General features: G+C 41.5%; 25 protein-coding genes and 2 pseudogenes. 24 read left to right on the forward strand and 3 right to left on the reverse strand.

Going from position 1 to position 22138, the window contains the following annotated elements; translation table 11 throughout:
- Positions 1-9 precede the first annotated feature (9 nt).
- From F6K57_RS20105 to wzy, 5 genes are read left to right on the forward strand one after another with little or no spacing between them, the layout of a single operon-like run.
- Positions 10-165, forward strand: a complete 156-nt coding sequence (locus tag F6K57_RS20105) for a hypothetical protein (RefSeq protein WP_293070208.1) — start codon at positions 10-12, stop codon at positions 163-165.
- Between the two features lies 1 nt (position 166).
- On the forward strand, positions 167-1360 hold the full coding sequence (locus F6K57_RS20110; protein WP_293070210.1) for a glycosyltransferase family 4 protein: 1194 nt from the start codon (positions 167-169) through the stop codon (positions 1358-1360).
- Positions 1357-2367 (forward strand): glycosyltransferase, encoded by a 1011-nt coding sequence (locus F6K57_RS20115; RefSeq protein ID WP_293070212.1) that lies wholly within the window; start codon positions 1357-1359, stop codon positions 2365-2367. The genes F6K57_RS20110 and F6K57_RS20115 overlap by 4 nt, the downstream gene beginning before the upstream one ends.
- 4 nt (positions 2368-2371) lie before the next feature.
- The gene (locus F6K57_RS20120) at positions 2372-3553 is read left to right on the forward strand and encodes a glycosyltransferase family 4 protein (protein ID WP_293070214.1); all 1182 of its coding nucleotides are present in this window, start codon (positions 2372-2374) and stop codon (positions 3551-3553) included.
- Positions 3554-3567: 14 nt separating this feature from the next.
- Positions 3568-4941: an O-antigen polysaccharide polymerase Wzy gene (gene wzy / locus F6K57_RS20125; protein ID WP_293070216.1), complete on the forward strand. Its 1374-nt coding sequence runs from the start codon at positions 3568-3570 to the stop codon at positions 4939-4941.
- 190 nt (positions 4942-5131) lie between these two features.
- Here the strand turns inward: wzy and F6K57_RS20130 are convergent, their stop codons facing one another.
- Positions 5132-5491 (reverse strand): hypothetical protein, encoded by a 360-nt coding sequence (locus tag F6K57_RS20130; protein WP_293070218.1) that lies wholly within the window; start codon positions 5489-5491, stop codon positions 5132-5134.
- A gap of 202 nt (positions 5492-5693) precedes the next feature.
- On the opposite strand from F6K57_RS20130, the gene F6K57_RS20135 reads away from it, so the two are divergent.
- The 13 genes and pseudogenes from F6K57_RS20135 to F6K57_RS20195 all read left to right on the forward strand — a co-directional run bounded on the left by F6K57_RS20135 (position 5694) and on the right by F6K57_RS20195 (position 17799).
- Positions 5694-6836 carry a glycosyltransferase gene (locus F6K57_RS20135; RefSeq protein WP_293070220.1) on the forward strand — a complete coding sequence of 381 codons (1143 nt, stop codon included), beginning with the start codon at positions 5694-5696 and terminating at the stop codon, positions 6834-6836.
- A 33-nt stretch (positions 6837-6869) separates the two neighbouring features.
- Complete coding sequence (asnB, locus tag F6K57_RS20140; protein ID WP_293070222.1) at positions 6870-8666, forward strand: asparagine synthase (glutamine-hydrolyzing); 1797 nt, start codon at positions 6870-6872, stop codon at positions 8664-8666.
- A gap of 70 nt (positions 8667-8736) precedes the next feature.
- Positions 8737-9942, forward strand: coding sequence for a glycosyltransferase (locus F6K57_RS20145; protein WP_293070224.1), 1206 nt, complete (start codon positions 8737-8739; stop codon positions 9940-9942).
- A gap of 200 nt (positions 9943-10142) precedes the next feature.
- Complete coding sequence (locus tag F6K57_RS20150) at positions 10143-10346, forward strand: hypothetical protein (protein ID WP_293070226.1); 204 nt, start codon at positions 10143-10145, stop codon at positions 10344-10346.
- Between the two features lie 30 nt (positions 10347-10376).
- A pseudogene (locus F6K57_RS20155) lies at positions 10377-11238 on the forward strand (IS1 family transposase).
- Positions 11238-11924 (forward strand): class I SAM-dependent methyltransferase, encoded by a 687-nt coding sequence (locus tag F6K57_RS20160; protein ID WP_293070228.1) that lies wholly within the window; start codon positions 11238-11240, stop codon positions 11922-11924. The pseudogene F6K57_RS20155 and the gene F6K57_RS20160 overlap by 1 nt, the downstream one beginning before the upstream one ends.
- On the forward strand, positions 11870-12190 hold the full coding sequence (locus tag F6K57_RS20165; RefSeq protein ID WP_293070230.1) for a glycosyltransferase family 4 protein: 321 nt from the start codon (positions 11870-11872) through the stop codon (positions 12188-12190). Before F6K57_RS20160 ends, F6K57_RS20165 begins: the two co-directional genes overlap by 55 nt.
- Before the next feature lie 86 nt (positions 12191-12276).
- On the forward strand, positions 12277-13170 hold the full coding sequence (locus F6K57_RS20170) for a phytanoyl-CoA dioxygenase family protein (protein ID WP_293070232.1): 894 nt from the start codon (positions 12277-12279) through the stop codon (positions 13168-13170).
- Position 13171: 1 nt separating this feature from the next.
- Positions 13172-13891, forward strand: coding sequence for an aldo/keto reductase (locus F6K57_RS20175; RefSeq protein ID WP_293070234.1), 720 nt, complete (start codon positions 13172-13174; stop codon positions 13889-13891).
- 265 nt (positions 13892-14156) lie between these two features.
- A complete protein-coding gene (locus F6K57_RS20180) occupies positions 14157-14534 on the forward strand; it encodes a hypothetical protein (protein ID WP_293070236.1) in 378 nt (125 codons plus the stop codon).
- A 140-nt stretch (positions 14535-14674) separates the two neighbouring features.
- Positions 14675-14938, forward strand: a pseudogene (locus F6K57_RS20185) (FkbM family methyltransferase); the annotation flags it as partial.
- Between the two features lie 269 nt (positions 14939-15207).
- The gene (locus tag F6K57_RS20190) at positions 15208-15978 is read left to right on the forward strand and encodes a glycosyltransferase family 2 protein (protein ID WP_293070238.1); all 771 of its coding nucleotides are present in this window, start codon (positions 15208-15210) and stop codon (positions 15976-15978) included.
- Positions 15979-16068: 90 nt separating this feature from the next.
- The gene (locus F6K57_RS20195) at positions 16069-17799 is read left to right on the forward strand and encodes a carbamoyltransferase C-terminal domain-containing protein (RefSeq protein ID WP_293070240.1); all 1731 of its coding nucleotides are present in this window, start codon (positions 16069-16071) and stop codon (positions 17797-17799) included.
- Here the strand turns inward: F6K57_RS20195 and F6K57_RS20200 are convergent.
- Positions 17737-17943, reverse strand: a complete 207-nt coding sequence (locus F6K57_RS20200) for a hypothetical protein (protein WP_293070242.1) — start codon at positions 17941-17943, stop codon at positions 17737-17739. The genes F6K57_RS20195 and F6K57_RS20200 overlap by 63 nt on opposite strands.
- Position 17944: 1 nt before the next feature.
- Here F6K57_RS20200 and F6K57_RS20205 point away from each other — a divergent pair, with 1 nt between their 5' ends.
- From F6K57_RS20205 to F6K57_RS20230, 6 genes are all read left to right on the forward strand, one after another.
- Complete coding sequence (locus F6K57_RS20205) at positions 17945-18340, forward strand: hypothetical protein (protein ID WP_293070244.1); 396 nt, start codon at positions 17945-17947, stop codon at positions 18338-18340.
- A gap of 12 nt (positions 18341-18352) precedes the next feature.
- Positions 18353-19927: a GUN4 domain-containing protein gene (locus F6K57_RS20210; protein ID WP_293070246.1), complete on the forward strand. Its 1575-nt coding sequence runs from the start codon at positions 18353-18355 to the stop codon at positions 19925-19927.
- Between the two features lie 170 nt (positions 19928-20097).
- Complete coding sequence (locus F6K57_RS20215) at positions 20098-20724, forward strand: YdcF family protein (RefSeq protein ID WP_293070248.1); 627 nt, start codon at positions 20098-20100, stop codon at positions 20722-20724.
- 83 nt (positions 20725-20807) lie between these two features.
- A complete protein-coding gene (locus F6K57_RS20220; protein WP_293070250.1) occupies positions 20808-21074 on the forward strand; it encodes a hypothetical protein in 267 nt (88 codons plus the stop codon).
- A gap of 58 nt (positions 21075-21132) precedes the next feature.
- Positions 21133-21693, forward strand: a complete 561-nt coding sequence (gene hpsU, locus F6K57_RS20225) for a hormogonium polysaccharide biosynthesis acetyltransferase HpsU (RefSeq protein ID WP_293070252.1) — start codon at positions 21133-21135, stop codon at positions 21691-21693.
- 12 nt (positions 21694-21705) lie between these two features.
- A complete protein-coding gene (locus F6K57_RS20230; RefSeq protein ID WP_293070254.1) occupies positions 21706-21858 on the forward strand; it encodes a hypothetical protein in 153 nt (50 codons plus the stop codon).
- 2 nt (positions 21859-21860) lie between these two features.
- On the opposite strand, the gene F6K57_RS20235 is transcribed toward F6K57_RS20230, so the two are convergent.
- On the reverse strand, positions 21861-22138 hold a 278-nt coding region (locus F6K57_RS20235; RefSeq protein WP_293070256.1), incomplete at its 5' end, for a hypothetical protein.

Raw genomic sequence — 22138 nt, forward strand, 5'->3', positions numbered from 1 at the left:
AACAATAAAATGTCAAATACAGCGTTTTTCATGACTATCAGGTACACAGATTTTTTTTACTCTTCTCTGTTCCCTGTTCCCTGTTCCCTGTTCCCTGTTCCCTGTTCCCTGTTCTATAAAACCCAGGAATTTGTAGCTCAACCAATTGCAAACCGCTGTATTTAGTATGTTAGCTATTATTGATACCCATCCCATCCAATACCGTGCACCAGTATATCGTTCCCTTCAAAAACAATTCGGAATTCCTCTCACTGTTGTCTACGGTTCCGACTTCAGCATCAAGGGCTATAAAGACCAAGAATTTGGGACAACTTTCGCTTGGGATATTGATCTTTTATCAGGATACAACTCCATCTTTCTCTCTCAAGTTTCCCAAGGAGGAGCCTTATGTTTTGATGATGTCTCTGCGAAAGGTTTATCACAGACATTAGATCGCCTCAAGCCCAAGGCAATTCTCCTGACTGGCTATCAACATCGCCTCTATAAATCTGCTATTTTTAAATCTTGGAAATCTCGCTATCCGATACTATTTCGAGCAGAAACTACTGATCATGCCCGTAGTAGAAATTCCTTTAAGAGGTGCATAAGAGATATGTCTCTACAGTTGCTGTATCATAACTGCCAAAAACTCCTCTATATCGGACAACGCTCTAAGCAACATTTCCAACGCCTTAGCTGTCCCGAGGAAAAACTCATTCGGTCACCTTACTGTATTGATCCCTCTCCCTTTCAACTGAACGATATTGATCACACCACTTGCCGCCGTACCACCCGTCAAAAATTCGGTATAAGCGATTCACAAGTCGTACTACTCTTTTCTGGGAAACTGAGCGATCGCAAACGCCCCGATCTAATCCTGAAAGCTGCTAAACACTTACCTAGCAAAATTCGAGATCGGATTATAGTCATGTTTTTAGGCAATGGTGAGCTAGCAGAAAGCCTTAACCAAGAAGCTGCCTGTGAACCTAGTATCAAGACACATTTTCTCGGATTTCAAAACCAAACTGCTCTTAGTTGCTACTACCACACTGCTGACTTACTTATCCTACCTAGCCAACATTCAGAAACCTGGGGTTTAGTAGTTAATGAAGCTCTACATCATGGCTTACCAGCAATTGTGTCAGATGCCGTTGGATGTGCTCCCGATTTAATTATTCCAGGAGAAACTGGAGCAGTATTTGAGGTTAATTCTGCAGAAAGCTTAGCTCAAGCAATTATGGGATTTATATCATTATTTAATCGCATAGATGTCCATCAAAATTGCCGTAATCATGTGAGTAAATACTCTGTAGAAAAAGCCGCTGCCGGAATTACACAAGCCTATCAAGAGGTTTTACAAAAACGAGGAAAAAAAGAATGAAGATTCTGATTATTGGTATATCGGGTGGTACTAATATTGGAGGTTCTTTTCTCAAAGCAGCAAATAATCTTGGAATTTCTGCAGTTTTTCAGAATAGGGAAAACGCATATCAAGCACCACGCTGGCTAAAGTTATACAATTGGCATATAAGAGGAAAGTACCCTTCTAAATTAAAAAAAATCGAGCAAGAAGTATTACGTATAATTGGTCAGTTATGTCCGCAATATTTACTTACGACTGGAATTACTCCCATTAGTCAAACCACACTCCAAAAAATCGGCTCAATGGGTGTCCAGAGAATTAATTTTATCACAGACGATCCGTGGAACCCTGCCCATTATGCACCTTGGTTTTTAAAAGCATTACCCCACTACGACATTGTTTTCTCACCTCGTCATGCTGTCATCAGTGACTTACTAAACCTTGGCTGTCGGCAAGTCGAATATCTCCCTTTCGCCTACGATCTGGACTTGTTTTACCCTGAGAAATTTGATCAAGTGAATGACAATGTTTCGATGCCAGATATTGTTTTTGCAGGCGGAGCTGATCGCGATCGCATTCCTTACATCAGTGCCCTGATCAAAGCTGGATTTAAAGTTGATCTATACGGTGGTTACTGGGAACGCTACCCAGAAACCCGTACACACACCCGTGGCCAAGCCGATGTCCCTACCCTGCGTAAAGCTCTCAGCAGCGCCAAAATTGGCCTTTGCTTAGTGCGTCGTGCCAATCGCGACGGTCACTGTATGCGCACCTTTGAAGTTCCTGCTGTTGGTACCTGTATGTTAACCGAAGATACCCAAGAACATCGAGACATCTTTGGCCAGGAAGGGGAAGCTGTCATTTATTTCAAAACACTGACAGAAATGGTAGAAAAAGCCCATTGGCTATTAAACCACGATGCCGAACGTCAACGTCTGGCTCAAAATGCCTATCGTTTGATTACTCAAGGGGGTCATACCTATGGCGATCGACTCAAAACCATGCTTTCTTTCGTCAACCAATAGCCTAATGCCCTTAAAAATCGCCATCGTTGTTCATGGACGCTTTTATGCCTTCGACTTAGCCCGGGAACTCATCAATCAAGGTTATCAAGTCACTCTCTTCACCAACTATCCCAAGCATATTGTTGAGGGGTTTGGGATTCCACGTACCCATACTCAAAGTTTTCTGATTCATGGTCTTTTGAGTCGTATCCTGAACCGATTGCACCATATTCTCAAGACACCCAACTTTGAATCCCTGTTGCATATATCATTTTCAAAATGGGCAACCAACCAAATCCTTCAAGGGGAATATGATGTTATTCATGTCTTCAGTGGTATTGCTGAAGAGCTTTTTCAAGCATTAGTCGATCAACCAATTGCCAAGACACTAGTTAGAGGGTCTTCCCACATCCGCACCCAGCTTGAGTTACTCTCAGAAGAAGAGCAACGAGCCAAAACCTCTATTGAAAAGCCTAGCCAATGGATTATTCACCGTGAAGAAAAAGAATATCAGCTTGCTGATGCCATTTGCGTGCTCTCTTCATTTGCTAAGCAGTCCTTCATCGATAAAAATATTGATCAACGCAAACTAAGAATGCTCCCGTTGGGAGCGCGACTTGATAAGTTCCGTCCAGATGAGAGAGTGATTCAGGAACGTTGCGATCGCATTCTATCAGGTAAGGCACTTCGGGTATTAATGGTCGGTACTTTCTCTTATCGCAAAGGTGCTATAGACTTTGTAGAAATTGCCAATCAATGCAGCCCTCAACTAACTTTTAAGTTTGTTGGGGCTATTGCTCCAGAAGCTTCCTTATTGGCAAAACATAGTTGCAAAACGATTGATTTTATTGATAAACAGCCGCAATATAGCTTGCCTAAATACTACAACTGGGCTGATTTGTTTGTTTTTACCACCATAGAAGATGGCTATGCTGTTGTCTTAGCCCAAGCCCAAGCAGCAGGACTTCCGATCTTAACGACAACCAATTGTTCAGGGCCTGATTTAGTAGTTAATGGACAAACCGGTTGGATAGTCCCCATTCGCGATCCAGAAAGCTTTATTGCCCAGCTCCAATGGTGTCACAAGCATCGACAAGAATTAGCTCAAATGGTGCAACAAGTTTATGATAACTTTGCTCCTAGAGATTGGACAGACGTTGCCACCGATTTTGTTTCCATTTGTACTGAGTTAATCAAGCAAAAATAAACTCCTTTGCATCTATGCTAGAGCGTTTCTGGTTAATTGTTTGGCTCATCACCTGGGTCATTGCAACAGTTTTAGTCATCCGTGACCAATGGAATCCAAAGGTTCCTAGCATTGGCTTACCTATTATTTATTTGTTATCTCTATCTATCATTCACTTTTTCGGAGCCTTAATCTATGCCTTTCCCTGGTATACCCCTACTAATCCTTATTTAGTAGGATTGTCAGATCTTGCCCGCACTACTGCTGGCTTCACGGAAACAACCTATGGTGTCATAGGGTTCGCCTATGGTAGCATTATCCTCGCGCCTTGGATTCTTAAAACAACAAAACCATCTTGGCTCTATGAACAACTGAGGCAACCCAGCCTCAAATTACCCAAAACCCTGATCTACATTGGTTTATTCTTTCTTGCTTTAGCACCTATTTTAGGAAAACTACCTAGCTTTACAGCCATATCAACCTCTGGAATTGCTCTTTTCATTGTTGGGCTCTGCCTTTCTTGTTGGAAAGCTTGGCAGATGGGAAACCAACGTGCATTTATGCAATGGCTGCTGATTACATGCAGTATGCCTGTGTTCACAATATCCATCTTGGGCTTCTTAGGCTTTGGTGTAGCTGCAGCTTCCGTTGTCCTTGTTTTTGTTTTCAATTTCTATCGACCGCGCTGGAAACTTATTATCATTACACTCTTAGTTCTATTACTAGGACTCTCTATCTTTGTTACTTATCTCCGAGATCGTAACGAAATTAGATCAAGGGTGTGGGGAGGGGAAAGCAGCCAGAGCCGAGTTGAACAAATCTGGCAAACGTTTCGAGAATTTGAAATATTTGATCCCTTTAAACAGGAACATTTAGAACTAATCGACATTCGACTTAATCAAAATGTTATAATTGGTCAATCCGTCAACTACTTTAAAGATAAAAACGTTGATTTTGCACATGGTGAAACGTTATTCGAGGCAGCAATAGCATTGATCCCTCGAATTTTTTGGCCAAACAAACCCGTTAGGGGAGGTAGCGGTAATCTGGTAACCCGCTATACAGGGCAGGAATTTGCGGCTGGCACCAGTGTCGGAGTGGGTCAGGTTCTAGAGTTCTATATCAACTTTGGTTCATGGGGAGTCATTATCGGTTTCATTATTTTTGGGACACTCCTACGAATTATTGACATCACGGCGGGTCAAAAGTTAATTCACGGCAACTGGATGGGATTTACCTCTTGGTTGTTGCCTGGTTTGGGACTGATTAACCCCGGTGGCTCTCTGGTAGAAATCGTTGCTAGTACAGCAGCCTCTCTGGTTTTTATTTACTGCCTCAATCAGTTATACGGACGAAAAAAGAATAGCCAAGATATAAGACTTCTTGCAGAAGTCGGGAACAGGGAATAGGGAACAGGGAACAGTGGACAAGAATTGACGTAAACACTATCAGAAAAATACTTTTGCAAGAGGTCTATACAGCGCTTTTCATAACTATAAGGTACACAGGATTTTTGGCGTTGCTGATTCTGGGTATGATTCCGCCCCCCTAGCCCCCCAATGGGTGCATCTCACTTTTGCAATTAGACAAAAATTCTAATCAAATTCCCACACTGCCCACACTTCCGACACTTCCGACACTTCCGACACTTCCGACACTTCCGACACTTCCCTGCTTTTTTACAAATATGAGATGCACCCCCCCCCAATTCTGCGGTGCGACCCGTGGCGAATTTAATTCGCCTACGGAAAGCGCACCGGTGGGGGAACAAAACTCTGAAAGTCCCCCAGCGAGCAATCCCTCGCTGGGGGACCCACGGGGGCTTGACCAAAACCAGACGATCCCCCATTCATACTTCAATTCAGCAACGCCGGATTTTTTCCCTGTTCCCTCTTGTCTGTTCCCTGTTCCCAGATCCGCTGTTCCCTGTTCCCTAAAACCAGGAAATCTGTACCTCACCAAATTTAAAACCGCTATATAGCATTTGTATTTGAGATGTAAACCTGTATGGTCTTTTGTTCTTGCACAATAAAACTCCAGAACTTTTGCCCCTATTGCTAGCATGCCTATTGCTAGCATGCCTTTTTCGGCAATTCGTGTGTTTACAACCCAGATACAAACGCGCTTATCAGCACACTACCCAGCTTATCTCCTTTGCTCAATGAATCCCCAATTTCATCTTTGGCTACCTGACATTTTTCAATTCACAGGAGGTATTCAAACTTACTCCTCATTCTTCCTGCAAGCCCTGCAAGCGCTTTATCCTCAAAGTTGCTTTAATGTACTCTTGAAAAATGATTCCCATTCTTCACATTCAAATTTTCATCTTCCGCAAACCCAATTTCACTATTTTGGCACTTTCCCCTCACCCCTCCGAACCCTGACCTTTGCCACACAAGCCCTGAGATATGGGATTTTGCAAGCTCCTGATTTAGTTATCTCTACCCACCTTAACTTCACCATCGTTTCCTACCTCCTCAAGCAGTTCACTGGTATTCCCTACTGGACAGTTGCTCACGGTGATGAAGCTTGGGATATCCAAAGCCCTCTGCTCAAACTGGCGCTCAAAAACGCTGATCGCATTCTCGCTGTCAGTCACTACACACGGGATCGCCTTCTCAACGAACAAAACCTTGATCCAGACAAAGTAGTTGTTTTACCCAATACCTTTGATCCAGATCGCTTTTCTATTGAATCAAAGCCAGCAACCTTACTGCAAAGGTATGGACTGAAACCAAATCAACCGATTATCCTTACGGTTGCTCGACTCTCCCAATTAGAACAGTATAAGGGTTATGACCAAATTTTAAGGGCACTACCACAAATTCGTCAGCGTATTCCTAACATTCACTACATTCTAGTGGGTAAAGGCGATGATCGTCTCCGGATTGAACAATTAATCTCTCAATTGCAACTGCAAGACTGTGTTACTTTAACAGGTTACGTTCCTGACGAAGAGCTAGCGGCTCATTACCATCTCTGTGATGTTTTCGCTATGCCCAGCAAAGCTGAAGGATTTGGCATTGTTTACTTGGAAGCTTTAGCCTCGGGTAAGCCAGCTTTAGGGGGAAATCAAGATGGTGCAATTGATGCTTTGTGTCATGGAGAATTAGGAGTGCTAGTTAACCCCAATGATGTTAATGAAATTGCTAACAATTTAATTGATATTTTACAGGATAATTATCCTAACAAGTTATTTTATAACCCTCAGTTGCTGAGGCAAAAAGTATTTGAAAAATTTGGGTTTCAAAGCTTTAAAGAAACCCTAGGGGACTATTTAGAACAACACTTTAATTATTGCTGATTAAAATTTCATCATCAAGGGAAGATAAAATCTGTGTGCGGAATTGCAGGAATTTTAACCGAAAGTATATATCAAGATAAGTTAGAGACCTTAGTGCAGTCCATGCAAAAGGCACTGCAACATCGAGGACCAGATGACCAAGGAATCTATGTTGCTCAACATCGTCAAGCTGCTTTAGCCCACACTCGCTTGTCTATTCTAGATTTAAGCCCAGCAGGACATCAGCCCATGTCTACTCCAGACGGGCGTTACTGGATTACCTTTAATGGTGAAATCTATAACTTCCAAGAATTGCGATCGCAACTAGAAGCACAAGGAGAAACCTTTTCCTCCCATACCGATACTGAAGTTATCCTTAAACTATATCAGCGCATGGGCAAAAACTGTGTTGAGCAGTTACGAGGTATGTTTGCCTTTGCTATTTGGGATGACGACGAGAAAACCTGCTTCCTGGCCAGAGACCCCTTGGGAATTAAACCTCTATATTACTGGCAATCCGGTTCAACCCTAGTTTTTGCTTCTGAATTGAAAGCGGTTCTAGCGTCTGGTTTACCAGAAAAGCGATTAAATCCAGATGGGTTATATGGTTACTTAACCACTGGTTCCGTTCCCGAACCAGAGACGCTGATTGAAGGAATTCGGATTTTAGAAGCTGGACAGTGCTTGTGGTGGCAAGCAGGTGATGTTCGTCAATGGCAGTATTGGCAAATTAAATTTGATTCTGAAGCTACAACGCCCTCAGCAGCAGTAGCTATGGTGCGAGAAGCACTACTAAAATCAATTCAGCACCATTTCGTTAGCGATGTACCGGTAGGGGTTTTTCTCAGTGGTGGTATTGATTCTACAGGCATTGTTGCCCTGTCCCGTCAAGTACAGTCGGGTGCTTTACATACTTTCTCAATTGCCTTCCGCGAGCAAGAGTGGAATGAAGGGGATTTAGCTCAACAGGTAGCCACTAAGTTTGAGACTGAGCATACAGAGTACATTGTCACAGCAGAAAAAGGGCGATCGCTACTGCCAAAATTTTTAGCAGCCATCGATCAACCCAGTATTGACGGTTTTAATACCTTCTGTGTGTCCCAAATTGCCCATGAGTGTGGCATGAAGGTAGTACTTTCTGGCTTGGGTGGTGATGAGTTGTTTGGTGGATATAAATCTTTCCAGAAAGTTCCCCAAATGGTGCGTATGGGGCAAAAGCTTAAACCATATGCTCCTCTGACCCAACTTGTGGGTGCAGGTCTAGAACGTTGGGGACAGTCAACAAAAATTCGGCGCATAGGTGATTTTCTCCAACAAACTCCTAATTCCGTTGCGGCTTATCGTAGCTTTAGGGGTATTTTCTCCCATTGGGAAGCTTGTCAAATTCTCAAAAATTATCTTCCCGATCAAGAATTTACCCATCCTCAAAACCCTGAGCTTGATAACACTACTTTACCTTCTCCAGAAGATCAAGTAAGTTACCTAGAAATTAGCCGTTACATGCGAAATCAACTGTTAAGAGACAGCGATGTGATGAGTATGGCATGGGGGTTAGAGTTAAGAGTTCCCCTAGTAGACAAAATATTACTAGAAACCATCGCCACAATCCCTAGTAACTTGCGTCTAGCTTCAGGTAAACAGCTTTTGACTAAAGCTGTTACCGAAATCCCCCACTGGATTAAGAACCGTCCCAAGCGAGGGTTTTATTTCCCTTATGAACAATGGATGGATAATGAGTGGCAAGAATACGTTCAAGATATTCAAACTCCTAATAACATTCCCCTGAAACCTTGGTATCGTCGTTGGAGTTTAGTTGTTCTCCAACACTGGTGGAGAGAAATTACAGCATAGAAACTACTGAATTGGCTTAAACATACCTTAAACTCTTGCCGTCTCCACCACTGATGGAGGCAAATTCACTATGAAAATCCTCCATGTCATTCCTTCCGTCAGTACAGTACGAGGAGGACCTTCTCAGGCTATCTTACAAATGGTACCAGCCCTACGCTCTCTTGGTGTAGATGCCGAAATTGCTACCACAAATGACAACGGTTCAGACTTACTAGAGGTTCCCCTCCACCAACGCACAAACTATCATCAAGTTCCAGTCTGGTTTTTTCCTCGTTTTTCTCCTAACATTGCACCAGTTCGAGAATTTGCCTTTTCAGGACCTTTTACTACCTGGTTGTGGCAACATATTCAAGAGTATGATCTGGTGCACGTTCACGCCATTTTTTCCTATACGTCTACCGCAGCAATGGCGATCGCTCGCTTCAAGAACATTCCCTATATTGTGCGTCCCCTAGGACAATTATGCCAATGGTCATTGCAACAAAGTGCCCGCAAAAAGCAAATTTATCTCAATATCATTGAACGAGCCAACCTCAACCACAGCCAAGTCTTACACCTAACATCTTACCAAGAAAAGCAAGAAGTTAATCAGTTAAAAATCACAGCATCCAGCATTGTTTTACCCCACGGACTTTCGATTAATGAAACTATTCCAAATGCACCGGAAAAACTACGACAGCAATTTAACCTTCCCCGAGACGAACCGATAATTTTATTTCTGTCTCGCTTACACCCTAAAAAAGGATTAAACTATCTGATTCCGGCTCTGGCTAAACTAACTCATCACCCTTTTACATTCATTCTGGCAGGTAGTGGTGAACCAGACTATGAAGAACAGCTCAAGTCTCTACTAGTTGAAACCGGTTTGCACTCACGCACTCATCTAGTTGGATTTGTTAAAGGAGAAAGTAAGGACTTATTGCTACAAGGCTCGAATTTATTTGCTCTTACTTCTCACTCAGAAAATTTTGGCATATCTGTTTTAGAAGCACTAGCAGTAGGTTTACCTGTACTTGTAACTCCTGGTGTAGCTTTAGCCTCTGTAGTAGAAAAACATCAACTGGGCTACGTCACAGAGTTGGATGTGAACGCGATCGCATCGGCAATTGAAAATTATTTTAAATCTCCTCAACAAACAAAAGCCATGGGAGATCGCGCCCGTCAATTTATATTAGCCAACTACACCTGGGACAAAATTGCAGTCAAATTAAGTCAGGTATATCAAGCCATCCTTAATAAGGAGTCGATTAGGAATGTAGGAATGTCAAACATCTAAATGTGTAGTGCTATATCACCAGCCGTAGCCGCAGAGAAAGCCAAAGTCCTAGTCCGTTAGACTACAAATTTTCGTGGAGTACCTATAGAATGTGTAAGATCGGGACAGAAGAAATTCCATAAACTCTCACTCAATATCTCAAATCAGACTCACAAGTCCAGTGGAATCAAGAAGGTGTTGCCATTTATCCGGTTTCTGAAATGACGCCTGGTATGAAAGCAAATGCCTACTTTTTTGGACATCCTCAATGGGGAAAAAAATACTTTGAACAAGAAAATTTTAGTCCTATATTTGGAGAGCGCTGGCGTGCCGCAATTGGTAGTTGGGATAACCAAGTTGTCGTGGATATTGGTTGTGGACCTGGTAATTTGGGTAGTGCCTATGCGGAAGTGTGGGAGTGGTAAGATGAATCTTGTCCAAAAATAGTCCTATGAATGATGGAATGCCCTCTATGCGGTCATCATAAGACCCATCAACAGGTCAAAACTAGTAAGGGAAGCCAACGGTACTACTGTCGAGTGTGCCAACAAACGTTCACTTCTACTTTTGATACTCTTTACTATCGCCGACAAATTGAACCCAAAACAATTCACACGGTTCTACAGGCTCATGCAGAGGGAAGTAGTTTGAGAGGAGTCAGTCGGACGACTAATCTCGCCTACAATACGGTAGGAACGCCTGCTGCGAGCAGCTACGGTGATTGGACAAATGATTCATAATGCCCGTGTACAGAAGATTGAAACCTCACAAATCAGCGGTGATGAATTTTGGTCATTTGTCCAAAAAAACAAAAACGCTGTCAGTCCAATGAATTGAAAGAAGGAGACTGTTGGTAGGAGATGACTCAAGCATCATCAAGCGGCTTAATTCTGGCAGCTAGAGTAGGTAAACATACTGACCCTATCATCGAAGAATTAATAGTGAATACAGAAGGAAAAACCGATTGTCAACAATGGCGTACTGATGATTGGGGTGGATATAGCGCGAGTTTTACCTCCACAAGTAAGACACATCATCGGTAAAGAGCAGACCCAACAACTAGAGCGAACGTTCCGGGATTGTCCGACAGCAGACGGGTCTCGGGCATCGGCGACAGCAATTTATTTGCCAAGGTCATCGGAGCAGACCTTAGCAACAGTAAGGTTGGTAGTCAGCTATTTCAATTGGATTTGGATTCATAGTCGCTTTGGCAATACGGCGGCACAAAGGTCTGGGTTAGCGTTCGCGTAGCGTGGCCGTAGGCCAATCGCCCCTTGGAGTTGGAATGACTTGCGCGGCATACCCACACTTTGCTGATGCACTACCGTAATTTGTATGCAGCAGTGGGTGGTTCACCTCGAATACTTATTGGTATAGATATTAGTTATGGAGCACTGAAAAACGCTAAAGGTCTTGGTTATATCCCCCTTTTGGCAGATGTCCACAATATCCCTTTAATGTCTAATTTTGCTGATCTGGTTACGGTTAACGCTACCCTGCACCATTGTGACAATATGGCTAAGGTTTTGACAGAAGCAGCCCGTCTCCTTCGTCCTGGGGGTTTGTTGATTACTGACGAAGACCCTATCCGTAGCACTTCACAGCACAAAGGTCTTGGTTTACTGGCATCTAAAGTAAGGTCGTATTTCCCCATATCTCGGATCAGAGGACATAGTAGCAAATCATGGACTTATAAATCTTTGCAGGAAAGGAAAAAGAGGTTAGAAACAGAGATTCACAACCGAAAGCCTGGTGATGGCGTAACTGCACAGCTTTATTACGAGACTTTGCAACCTTTGGGTTTTCAGGTAAAACTTTATCCTCACAATCATGTGGTTGGCGCTAGTTTGCTGCAAGGTAATCGTGGTGAATCGAGCTTGAGAGTCCGTCTTACTCAGCAGCTATCGGGAATTGATCCCCATTCAACAGACGCCGGTTTATCGATGATGTGTATTGCTCTCAAGGATTCAAAAACGCCGAAAGCTTTGGAATATCTGTTTTAGAAGCACTAGCAGTAGGTTTACCTGTACTTGTAACTCCTGGTGTAGCTTTAGCATCTGTAGTAGAAAAACATCAACTGGGCTATGTCACAGAGTTGGATGTGAAAGTGATCGCTTCCGCTCTTGAGAATTATTTAACCAATCCCCAAGAAGTCAAAGAAATGGGAACTCGCGGTCGCCAACTCATCTTTGAACAATACACATGGAAAAGGATTGCAGCTAATTTGATTGACATTTATCAAGCCATTCTTCATCAAAAACCTTTCTAAGAATATATTTGAGGATTGAGTTATCATCTTTATTAAAGAGACAGAAACATCAACTTTAAAGTACTAATTAATATAAGATTATAACTATGAACAATTTCATCGACAAAGTAGTATATACATCTGATAACCCTAAATTAGACTATCGGATTATTTTTACAAGAATCAAAAACGGTAACTTTGAATATATACTGGGCAGATTTTGGTTATTTAGAGGTCTATATTCTCAGTATAAAAAACTTATACAAATTATAAATAAACCCAAAAAAAAAATAAGCTTTCAAAGCCAAATAATTCAAAACTATAATCTCAATATTTATAGGATTGTTGAATCTATCAAGCAAGACTCTTACTACGATCAACTAGACTTAAATGAGCAATCATTAGCTTCTATAGTAAATTATGCTAAAAAATTGCCCTTATCTACCGCATCACTAAATCTGTCATTTACTTATCAGGAATATATTACTCATCTCAAAGCAAAACATACAATTGCTATGGCAGATCTAGATGAACCACTGAAAATAAATGAAATATATCGGCTTAGACATGATGATTTATTGCTAGAAATTTCAGAAAAATATCTCGGTTATTTTCCTGAAAAATGTGATGTAAGATTATGGTGGAGCTTTGCAAATAACCTATCTTCAGAAGAAAGAAGAATACAGTCACAAACTATTGATTATCATTACGACATTCATAAATTTAATTTCTTATACATTAGTTTTTACTTAACCAATGTAGATGTTAATAGTGGTGCCCATGTCCTCGTCAAGTCTAGCCATAAAAATAAAAAAATATCAATGCTTCTTCGCAGTGCTAGATGTCCAGATAAAACAATACAGCAATATTACCCCCAAGAGGATATCATAACAATTCAAGGAAAAGCAGGAAAATGCTTTATAGAAGATGCCTCTTGTTTCCATAAAGCTTTACCACCAATTCAACGCGATCGCTTATTTCTACAATTGAGGTATTACTAATATGAAAACAACTAAACTAGGTTTCGGTTGCGCTCCTATATTAGGTAGAGTTGACAAGCGTAAAAGTATTCAAGCACTAAAAATTGCATACGAAGAAGGAATTAATTACTTTGACATTGCACGCTCTTATGGCTGGGGTGAAGCAGAATCTATACTAGGAAATTTCTTAGTCCAAAATAAAATACCTAGAGACAGTGTAGAAATAACAACAAAATTTGGTCTTGTCCCAAAAAACAACAGGCTGATCAGATTATCTAAAAATATAGCCAGAAAAGTTATTAGTATTAATCCTAAAACTCAAACCTTAGTTAAGTCTGCTGCTAGTCAAGTTGCACCAAAAATTGATTTTTCTGTAGATACAGCGAAGACAAGTCTAGAAAAAAGCCTTAAATCTTTGCGTACTGATTATATTGATAATATATTACTCCACGGATACGATTTTCAAAATCCGCCTAATGACATTACTGATATAGTTAATTTTTTTGATTCAGAAAAAAAACGTGGTAAGATCAAAAATTATGGATTCTCGACTGATCAATCACTAGATTTAGCCGCCAAGTTTTTTGCCACCAATAATTTGAACCCTGATCTAATTCAACTTCCTTGCCAAATCAGCCAAAAACAAGATTATGTTTATATTAACCAACTTAATATAAATGGAATAAAAATCATTGTTCATTCACCGTTTAATATAGGAAAAAAATCTCAAAAAAAAAATTAATAATTTAGTTCGTATTGACTCCTTAAATAACTTCAGTAGTACTTTTAATTTTTCGATTGAAAAGCCTCAAGATATCTATTCAATTTTACTGGGTTATTTCAAATCTATTTATTCTCCCTATGCTATTGTCACTAGCATGTTCAATCCATCTCATATTAAAAAAAATCAAGAGATTATAAATAGACCTGCGCTTACTCAGAAGCAAGCAGAATTATTCAATCAAATTATCAGTGAAATTTAACCTTTTTTTGATTACTAATTTACCATGAAACTTACATCATATTTAATTCAGTCTCCCTTTGCAATTAAAATTCGCTCTAATTTGAGAAAATCTCCTTTTGGAAGAACAATTATACAAACTATTGCTGGCTCAATAAATAAAGAGTATGATGCTCATTTTAATAAAGAGTTACTTGAGAGTATAAAATCTGGAGATACAGTGTGGGATATAGGAGCTAATATTGGCTTCTATACCCGGAAATTTTTGGATATTGTTGGAACTGAAGGTCACGTCGTTGCAGTTGAACCAGCGCCATCGAGTGCGAACGCATGTAGAAAGCTTATTAATCCGAATAGTTATACAAACTTGGGTAGTGCTACACAAGTAGTGATTTTAGCTCCCTTTACCTTGACCAGACCGTAGCCAAACCACTACATATTTACCACTACCCAAACTTGACTGTAGTTGAATCAGCACTTAGTAGTGAAGTTGGAACAGCCGAGCTTTCTGTTGATGAAGATCCAAGTTAACCAAATAATCGCTTATCAAAGTCCTCATCAAATACTTTGACAATATCTGTCACTACCGGTGATATTCTATTAGAAAATCTGGGTTATTACCCCAATATCATAAAAATAGATGTAGAAGGTTTTGAACTAGAAGTACTTAAAGGAATTCAGACAGTTCTTTCCTCCTCAACATTAAAAGCAGTTTTCATTGAAGTTCATTTTAAGCTTCTCGAAGAAAACGGTTACACAAATGCTATTGAAATGATAGTTAAAATACTACATAAACATGGGTTTTCCACTAAATGGATAGATTTTTAACATATCGTAGGATTTAAATCTGTGGTAAACTAATTAACTTACTTGATATTAAATATGTACTTCTGTGGTTTGGGTTTTGCCGATTGAAAGTATGAATGAGTCTCACGTAAAGGCACAAAGGTATTTGATAATCGTTGTTTGAAAAATACCGAAAATTTAAATTAATTTACCGATTCAGTAAGGTAACCTCTGGCTCTGGACTTCTGGAAAGCAAAGCTGTAATCTAGCACATTAATTCAGTCCGAATCAACCTAATTAATTTATCTGGAATGCTAGAAAAAATTACCCCACTCATTCTCACCTACAACGAAGCCCCCAACATCCAACGTACTCTTCAACAGCTTACTTGGGCAAAGACAATTATTGTAATTGATAGTTACAGCAGTGATGAAACCTTAGAAATTTTAGATTCAATTCCTCAAGTACAAGTCTTTCAAAGAAAGTTTGATTCTTTTGCTGCCCAGTGTAATTATGGACTAGGAAAAATAGAATCTGAATGGGTACTCTCCCTAGATGCTGATTATGTGTTAACAGATGAGCTAATCAGTGAAATACAAACCTTGCCAAGATCATCCGATGTAAACAGTTATAGTGTTGGATTCAAGTATTGTGTCTTTGGAAAACCTTTGCATGCTACTTTATTGCCACCAAGAAAAGTACTCTACAAAAGAGAAAAAGCAACTTATCAAGATGATGGTCATGCACATCGAGTTATTGTAGATGGCAAATCAGCAACACTTTCTTCCTACATTCATCACGATGACCGCAAACCTTTAACTCGCTGGTTGTGGGCCCAAGACCGTTACATGATAATTGAAGTCAAAAAACTAACCCAGACTCCAGAAGCTGAAATTAGTTTAGGTGACATAATTCGCAAACAAAAAATTATTGCTCCCTTTATTATCCTGTTCTACTGTCTGATTCTGAAGGGCGGAATTTTAGACGGTTGGCATGGTTGGTATTACGCATTTCAACGGATGCTAGCGGAAACTATGTTATCTATTCGGTTGATTGAATATCAAAAATTATCGAAGCAATAAGTATAAAATTTATACCTGATTTTATTCTACAAAATCCATAACCAGCAATAATTTAACACTCTTAAATTAAAACTTACAAAGAAACCCTATATGAACATTCTCGGTATTAACGCTTATCACGGTGATGCATCCGCAAGTTTAGTTCAAAACGGTCAACTCATCGCCGCCGTTGAAGAAGAACGATTCAACCGTGTCAAACATTGGGCAGGGTTTCCATCAGAATCAATCCGTTACTGTCTCGAAGTTGGCGGAATCACTGGTAAAGACTTAGACCATGTTGCTGTTTCCTTCAATCCCAAAGCAAACCTCAACAAAAAGCTCTTATTCACCATCAAAAATCGTCCTTCCCTCAGTTCCTTACTGGATAGATTCAACAAGCAAAGCAAATCCACCAGCCTCAAACAAGAACTAGCTAACGCTTGCGGATGTAACGAAACCGATATTCGCGCTCACATCCACAACCTCGAACACCATACAACCCATCTTGCTAGCGGTTTCTTCGTCTCCCCTTTTGAAGAAGCAGCAATTTTATCCATCGATGGCATGGGGGATTTCGTCAGTACATTATTCGCAGCCGGACGGGGAAATGAACTCCAATACTTCTCCCGCACCCATTTTCCCCATTCCATCGGTTACCTCTACAATGCCATTACCCTATACTTGGGATTCCCAGCCTACGGTGATGAATACAAAGTCATGGGACTGGCACCCTACGGCGAACCGGAATATCTCGAAGAATTCCGCCAGTTGATTTATCCCAAGGGTGACAGCTTTGAACTGAATTTAGACTATTTCAACCACCACCTAGAAGGAATTGCCATGAGCTGGGACGATGGCGCACCCAGCGTACAACCCTTCCACAGTCCAGCCTTAGAGAAATTATTGGGACCCGCGCGGACACCCAAGTCCGAAGTGACGACCAAACACCAGAATATTGCCAAATCCCTACAAGCGGTTACCGAAGAAATTATCTTCCACCTCATTAAGGAGTTACACAAAAAATTCCCCAGCGATAATCTCTGTTTGGTAGGGGGAGTAGCCATGAACTCTGTTGCCAACGGTAAGATTACCCAAAACACTCCTTTCAAGAATATTTACATTCCTGCTGGTGCTGCCGACAATGGCACGTGTTTTGGAGCGGCTTTCTACGTCTGGAACCAGATTTTAAAACAACCCCGCAATTTTGTGATGGAACATGCGTTCTGGGGTAGTGAATTTTCTGATGCTGAATGCTTGTCAGCACTCCAAGAGCATAATTTGGAACCCAAAAAGCTAGACCGAGAAGAGTTATTGAATCAAGTGGTTGATTCAATGTGCGAAGGAAACGTTATTGGTTGGTATCAAGGACGGATGGAATTTGGTGCCCGGGCCTTAGGACATCGTTCCTTAATTGCCGACCCTCGACGGGTTGATATGCGGGATATTATCAACTTAAAAATCAAATTCCGTGAAAAATTCCGTCCCTTTGCTCCCAGTATTTTAGAAGAGGATGTCAGCGAATTTTTTGAACTGAACGAACCTGTACCGTTCATGGAAAAAGTCTTAAAAATTCGTCCTGAAAAACGGGAACTCATTCCTGCTATTACCCACGTCGATGGTACCGGAAGACTGCAAAGTGTCAGTCGCCATACCAATCCCCTCTATTGGGATTTAATTAATACCTTCAAAGAACGGACAGGTATCCCCATAATATTGAACACATCCTTAAATGAAAACGAACCAATTGTCCGCACGCCATCGGAAGCTATCAAGTGCTTCTTAAGAACCAACATGGATGTCATTGTTCTGGGTTCTTATTATGTCGATCGCAGTGGGATATAAGGGAATAGGGAACAGGGAATAGGGAATAGGGAATAGGGAGTCGGGAGTCGGGAATCGGGAATGCGTAGGGTGCGTTAGGGACGGGCTCCCCCTGATTTTCTCGGTAGCCAGTATTAGGAAAGTCCGTCGGATTGTAACGGGCAAGATGCCCATTCCACCCACCGGGTCAAACAGACTTGCCTCTTGCCTCTTGCCTCTTGCCTCTTGCCTCTTGCCTATTCCCTATTCCCTATTCCCTGTTCCCAGATCCGCTGTTCCCTGTTCCCTAAAACCCAGGACTCTATACCTCACCCAATTTAAAACCGCTATATTATTATTATCTATTCAAAGTTTTATAATAGCGTCAATTAATTTACGATATCAACATAGTAATGTCAATCAGCTAGGCTATCATAAGTGGTCGAATACAACTAAAGTTTCCTGTTCCGGTGATCCGCTGTTCCCTAAAACTTTAGGTGCGCTTTCCGTAGGCGAATTAAATTCGCCACGGGTCGCACCTCAGGAAGCTTTACCTCACCCAAGTAAAAATCGCTATCTTTAGCCTAATTTATTTATGAGCAAAAATTATGCGATCGCTATTGGTATTAATCAATACCAATTCCTAGAACCATTAGACTATGCCAGCAATGATGCGTGGTTAGTACAAAAGCTGTTTAGGGAAGAGTTAGGGTTTGAGCGAGTATTTGTATTTACCGATAAACCTAAACAAGGGATAATTGCCACACGGGCTAACCTTTTAAATTTTCTAGCCCATTTGTCCATGGAGCCATTTCTGGAACCAACTGACAATTTCTGGTTCTTTTTTCGCGGACATGGAATTAACCATAACGGCTCTAATTATTTAATGCCTGTATATGGTAAACTTACTGATATCGAAAATACTGCCATTTCGATTGCTGAAATTACCAAATTACTTACAAAGTGTGGTAGCGGTAATACCATTTTATTGTTAGATCTTTTCTATCAAGAAAGAAAAACTTATTCTCCTCTAGAAGCTCTTGATTACGCCAAATTAACTAATCATAATATTACCACATTTTTCGCCCAGTCGTCTAGCCAATTGTCCTATGATATTCCCTTTTTAAAATACGGTGTATTTGCCTATGCTATTACGGAAGGATTAGGAGATAGAGGACAATGCTCAACTGTCGCCAAATTAGACAACTATTTGCAACATCGAGTATCTCACCTTGTCCAACAATATCATCAAGCAGACCAAACCCCAGCTCTGATCTCATCTCAACCGAATCGGGTTCTGATTTCCAAACATGCCACCAAGCAAGATATTAACACTCTCAAAAACTCGGCATTACAAGCAGAAACCAAAGGTGAACTACAAGCCGCTAAAAATCTTTGGATTCAAGTTTTAGCTGTTGTGGCTACAGACACCGATGGGATTGATGCCCTGCCACGTATTTATATGAATCAATTTTATTCAACAAGCAACTTTCAGCAATCGTCTCATAAGCCATCATTAGTAAATAGCCTTGGTCAGAACCACGGTGAGATACCAACCACACACTATTCCACCGTAGCAGTTGCCAATCCTACCACTCAACACAGCAACAGCAAAATTGTCAAGCCTTCTCCACAGCAGACAACCAGTGATATTCTCTCCAAGCAAAAAACTGCAAGCCATATCGAGATAGAACAATTTGTAACTTACGAGCAGTTAGCTACCTTCCTCACGGCACACAATTGGCGAGAAGCAGACAAAGCCACCTCAAAATTACTCCTTGAAATTAGTGGACGCCAAAAAGAAGGCTGGTTGACTATAGCGGCTATCAATAAATTAAACCCTCACACTCTACAATTAATAGACAAAATTTGGCACCAACACAGCCACGGTAGGTTTGGATTCTCCGTGCAAAAGCAGATTTGGGAAACCATTGAAGGTAGTCAAAATCCCAACTATCACGTCTGGTGTGACTATTGCGATCGCCTTGGTTGGCGTGTTAACGATAACTGGTGTTTCTACTCAAGTTTAACCTTCGATATTACTGCAGCAAAAGGACATTTTCCTGCCGCCGGAATTATTAATATTATCAATCCGTGGAAGGGTTGGAGTGTAGGGGCTTTTGCTTGTGTTAATGGTTTTATTAGCCTGATAGATCAATTAGAATCATAGGGAGTCGGGAATCGGGAATCGGGAATCGGGAGTGTGGGGAGATGGGGAGATAGGGAGATGGGGAGTCAGATAGTTTAGAATTGCTATAATGGTAAACAATTCGTGATTTTAGCTTCCGTTACCTTCACCAGACCGTAGCAAAACCACTACATCTTTACCACTACCAACCCATGAAAGGAAACTTATCGTCACGCCGACCTTTCACCAATAAACCAGGCTTTAGCTACCCTCGCAAAACCCTACGGAAAATGCGGGTAGCATTTACCCTTACCATCCTATGTATTGCTCTTAGTTTTATTCCCATTCGCTTAGGGTTCGCCCATCTCCAATCCCCTACTCCCCAGTTGATTCTCACCCTCGGTGGCGGTATCGGACGGGAAAGATTTACAGCTCAGTTTGCTCAGCAGCATCGTAACCTTGATATTTGGGTCTCTTCTGGAGTGCCGACCCCACAAGCCCAAAAGGTCTTTCGGGAAGCAGGTATTCCTGATCAACAAGTACATATTGATCGGCGTGCTATCGATACGGTAACCAACTTTACCTCCCTGGTTCAAGATTTCAAAACCCATGACATCCACCATGTCTATCTAATCACCTCAGACTTTCACATGCGTCGGTCGATAGCGATCGCCTTCTTTATTTTCGGCAGTCAGGGTATTGCCTTCACCCCTGTCGCCATTCCTTCCCAGCGGCCTGAGGAATCCTGGCTGCAAGTGCTACGGGATGTAGGGCGCTCAGTGGTCTGGATTATCACTGGTCGTACTGGAGCGAGTCTTCAATATTATTTGCGAGCGTGATTTAGAATGCGCGAATTTAGAATTGAGAATCGGGAATCGGGAATCGGGAATCGGGAATCGGGAATCGAGTGCAGGTTGGCCGGTTGCTGGTTAAAACCTTAAACATTCAACCTACCCTACGGGAACGCCAAAGGCTAACAACCTTCAACCACCCAACCTTCAACCTTCAACCACCCAACCTTCAACCTTCAACCACCCAACCTTCAACCTTCAACCACCCAACCTTCAACCTTCAACCACCCAACCTTCAACCAAACCAATATATGACTACTGACTTAAGTAAACCACCAGCTGCTTTAGAAATAGCCCCCTTATACCAGTTTTCAAAAGTAGTGTTATACTTACAATAAAAACATGACCATATACATTGGTTTTTGCAATCTTTATGTATGTCATGACTTTTGATTTTTGGTATTAGTAGATTTAAGCCAATACGACTCATCTCGATTTGACCGAGGGCGTCCCAGTTGGTTAGTCTTAATCTGGTGGTTGGTGCAAGCGATCGCATTTCCCTTAAGTCTTCATAACTTCAATGGTTTCCGCCGATGGCTGCTCCAATTATTTGGAGCCAAGATTGGTAATAATGTCGTTATTCGACCGACTGCTCGTTTTACTTACCCCTGGAAAGTAGAAATTGGTGACTACAGTTGGATTGGGGATGATGTAGTGTTCTACAGCATCGATCGGATTAGCATTGGTAGTCACTGCATTATTTCCCAAAAATGTTACCTCTGTACCGGTAGTCACGATATCAAAGACCCAAGATTTGGGTTAATCACAGGTGAGATTCATGTTGGTAACGGAGCCTGGATTGCTACCGATTGCTTCGTTGCGCCCGGTGTCCACATTGGAGCCAATGCCGTAATTGGTGCTCGCAGCAGTGTGTTTAGTAATATTCCAGAGCAGCAAGTATGCTGGGGGACACCAGCACGTGCTCGCTATCGACGGGAGGTAGGGAGTAGAGAGTAGGGAGTAGGGAGTGTGGGGAGATGGGGAGATGGGGAGATAGGGAGCTGGGGAGATGGGGAGCTGGGGAGATGGAGAGCTGGGGAGATGGGGAGATGGGGAGATAGGGAGCTGGGGAGCTGGGGAGTGAGATATTTTAGAAATGCAGTAGTGGTCAACAATTCGTAATTTTAGATCCTGTTACCTTGACCAGACCGTAGCGAAACCACTACATCTTTATCACTATCTTCAAAATGACACTCAACAGCATCTCGAACCATCGTTTTCAGCTCATCTAACGTGTCTGCTTGGGTAAAAATAGATTCTCCTAAGGCTCTGGCCGTATAACCCCCTTCCGGATCTTCCTCAACCAAAAACACAACTTCGCTCATGTTCATGACTCCCCCATTGTTGTCTATCGTTATTATTGCATAGGGAACAGGGAGTAGGGAGTAGGGAGTAGGGAGTA

The sequence above is a fragment of the Moorena sp. SIO4A5 genome (genome assembly GCF_010672005.1).
GTDB lineage: Bacteria > Cyanobacteriota > Cyanobacteriia > Cyanobacteriales > Coleofasciculaceae > Moorena.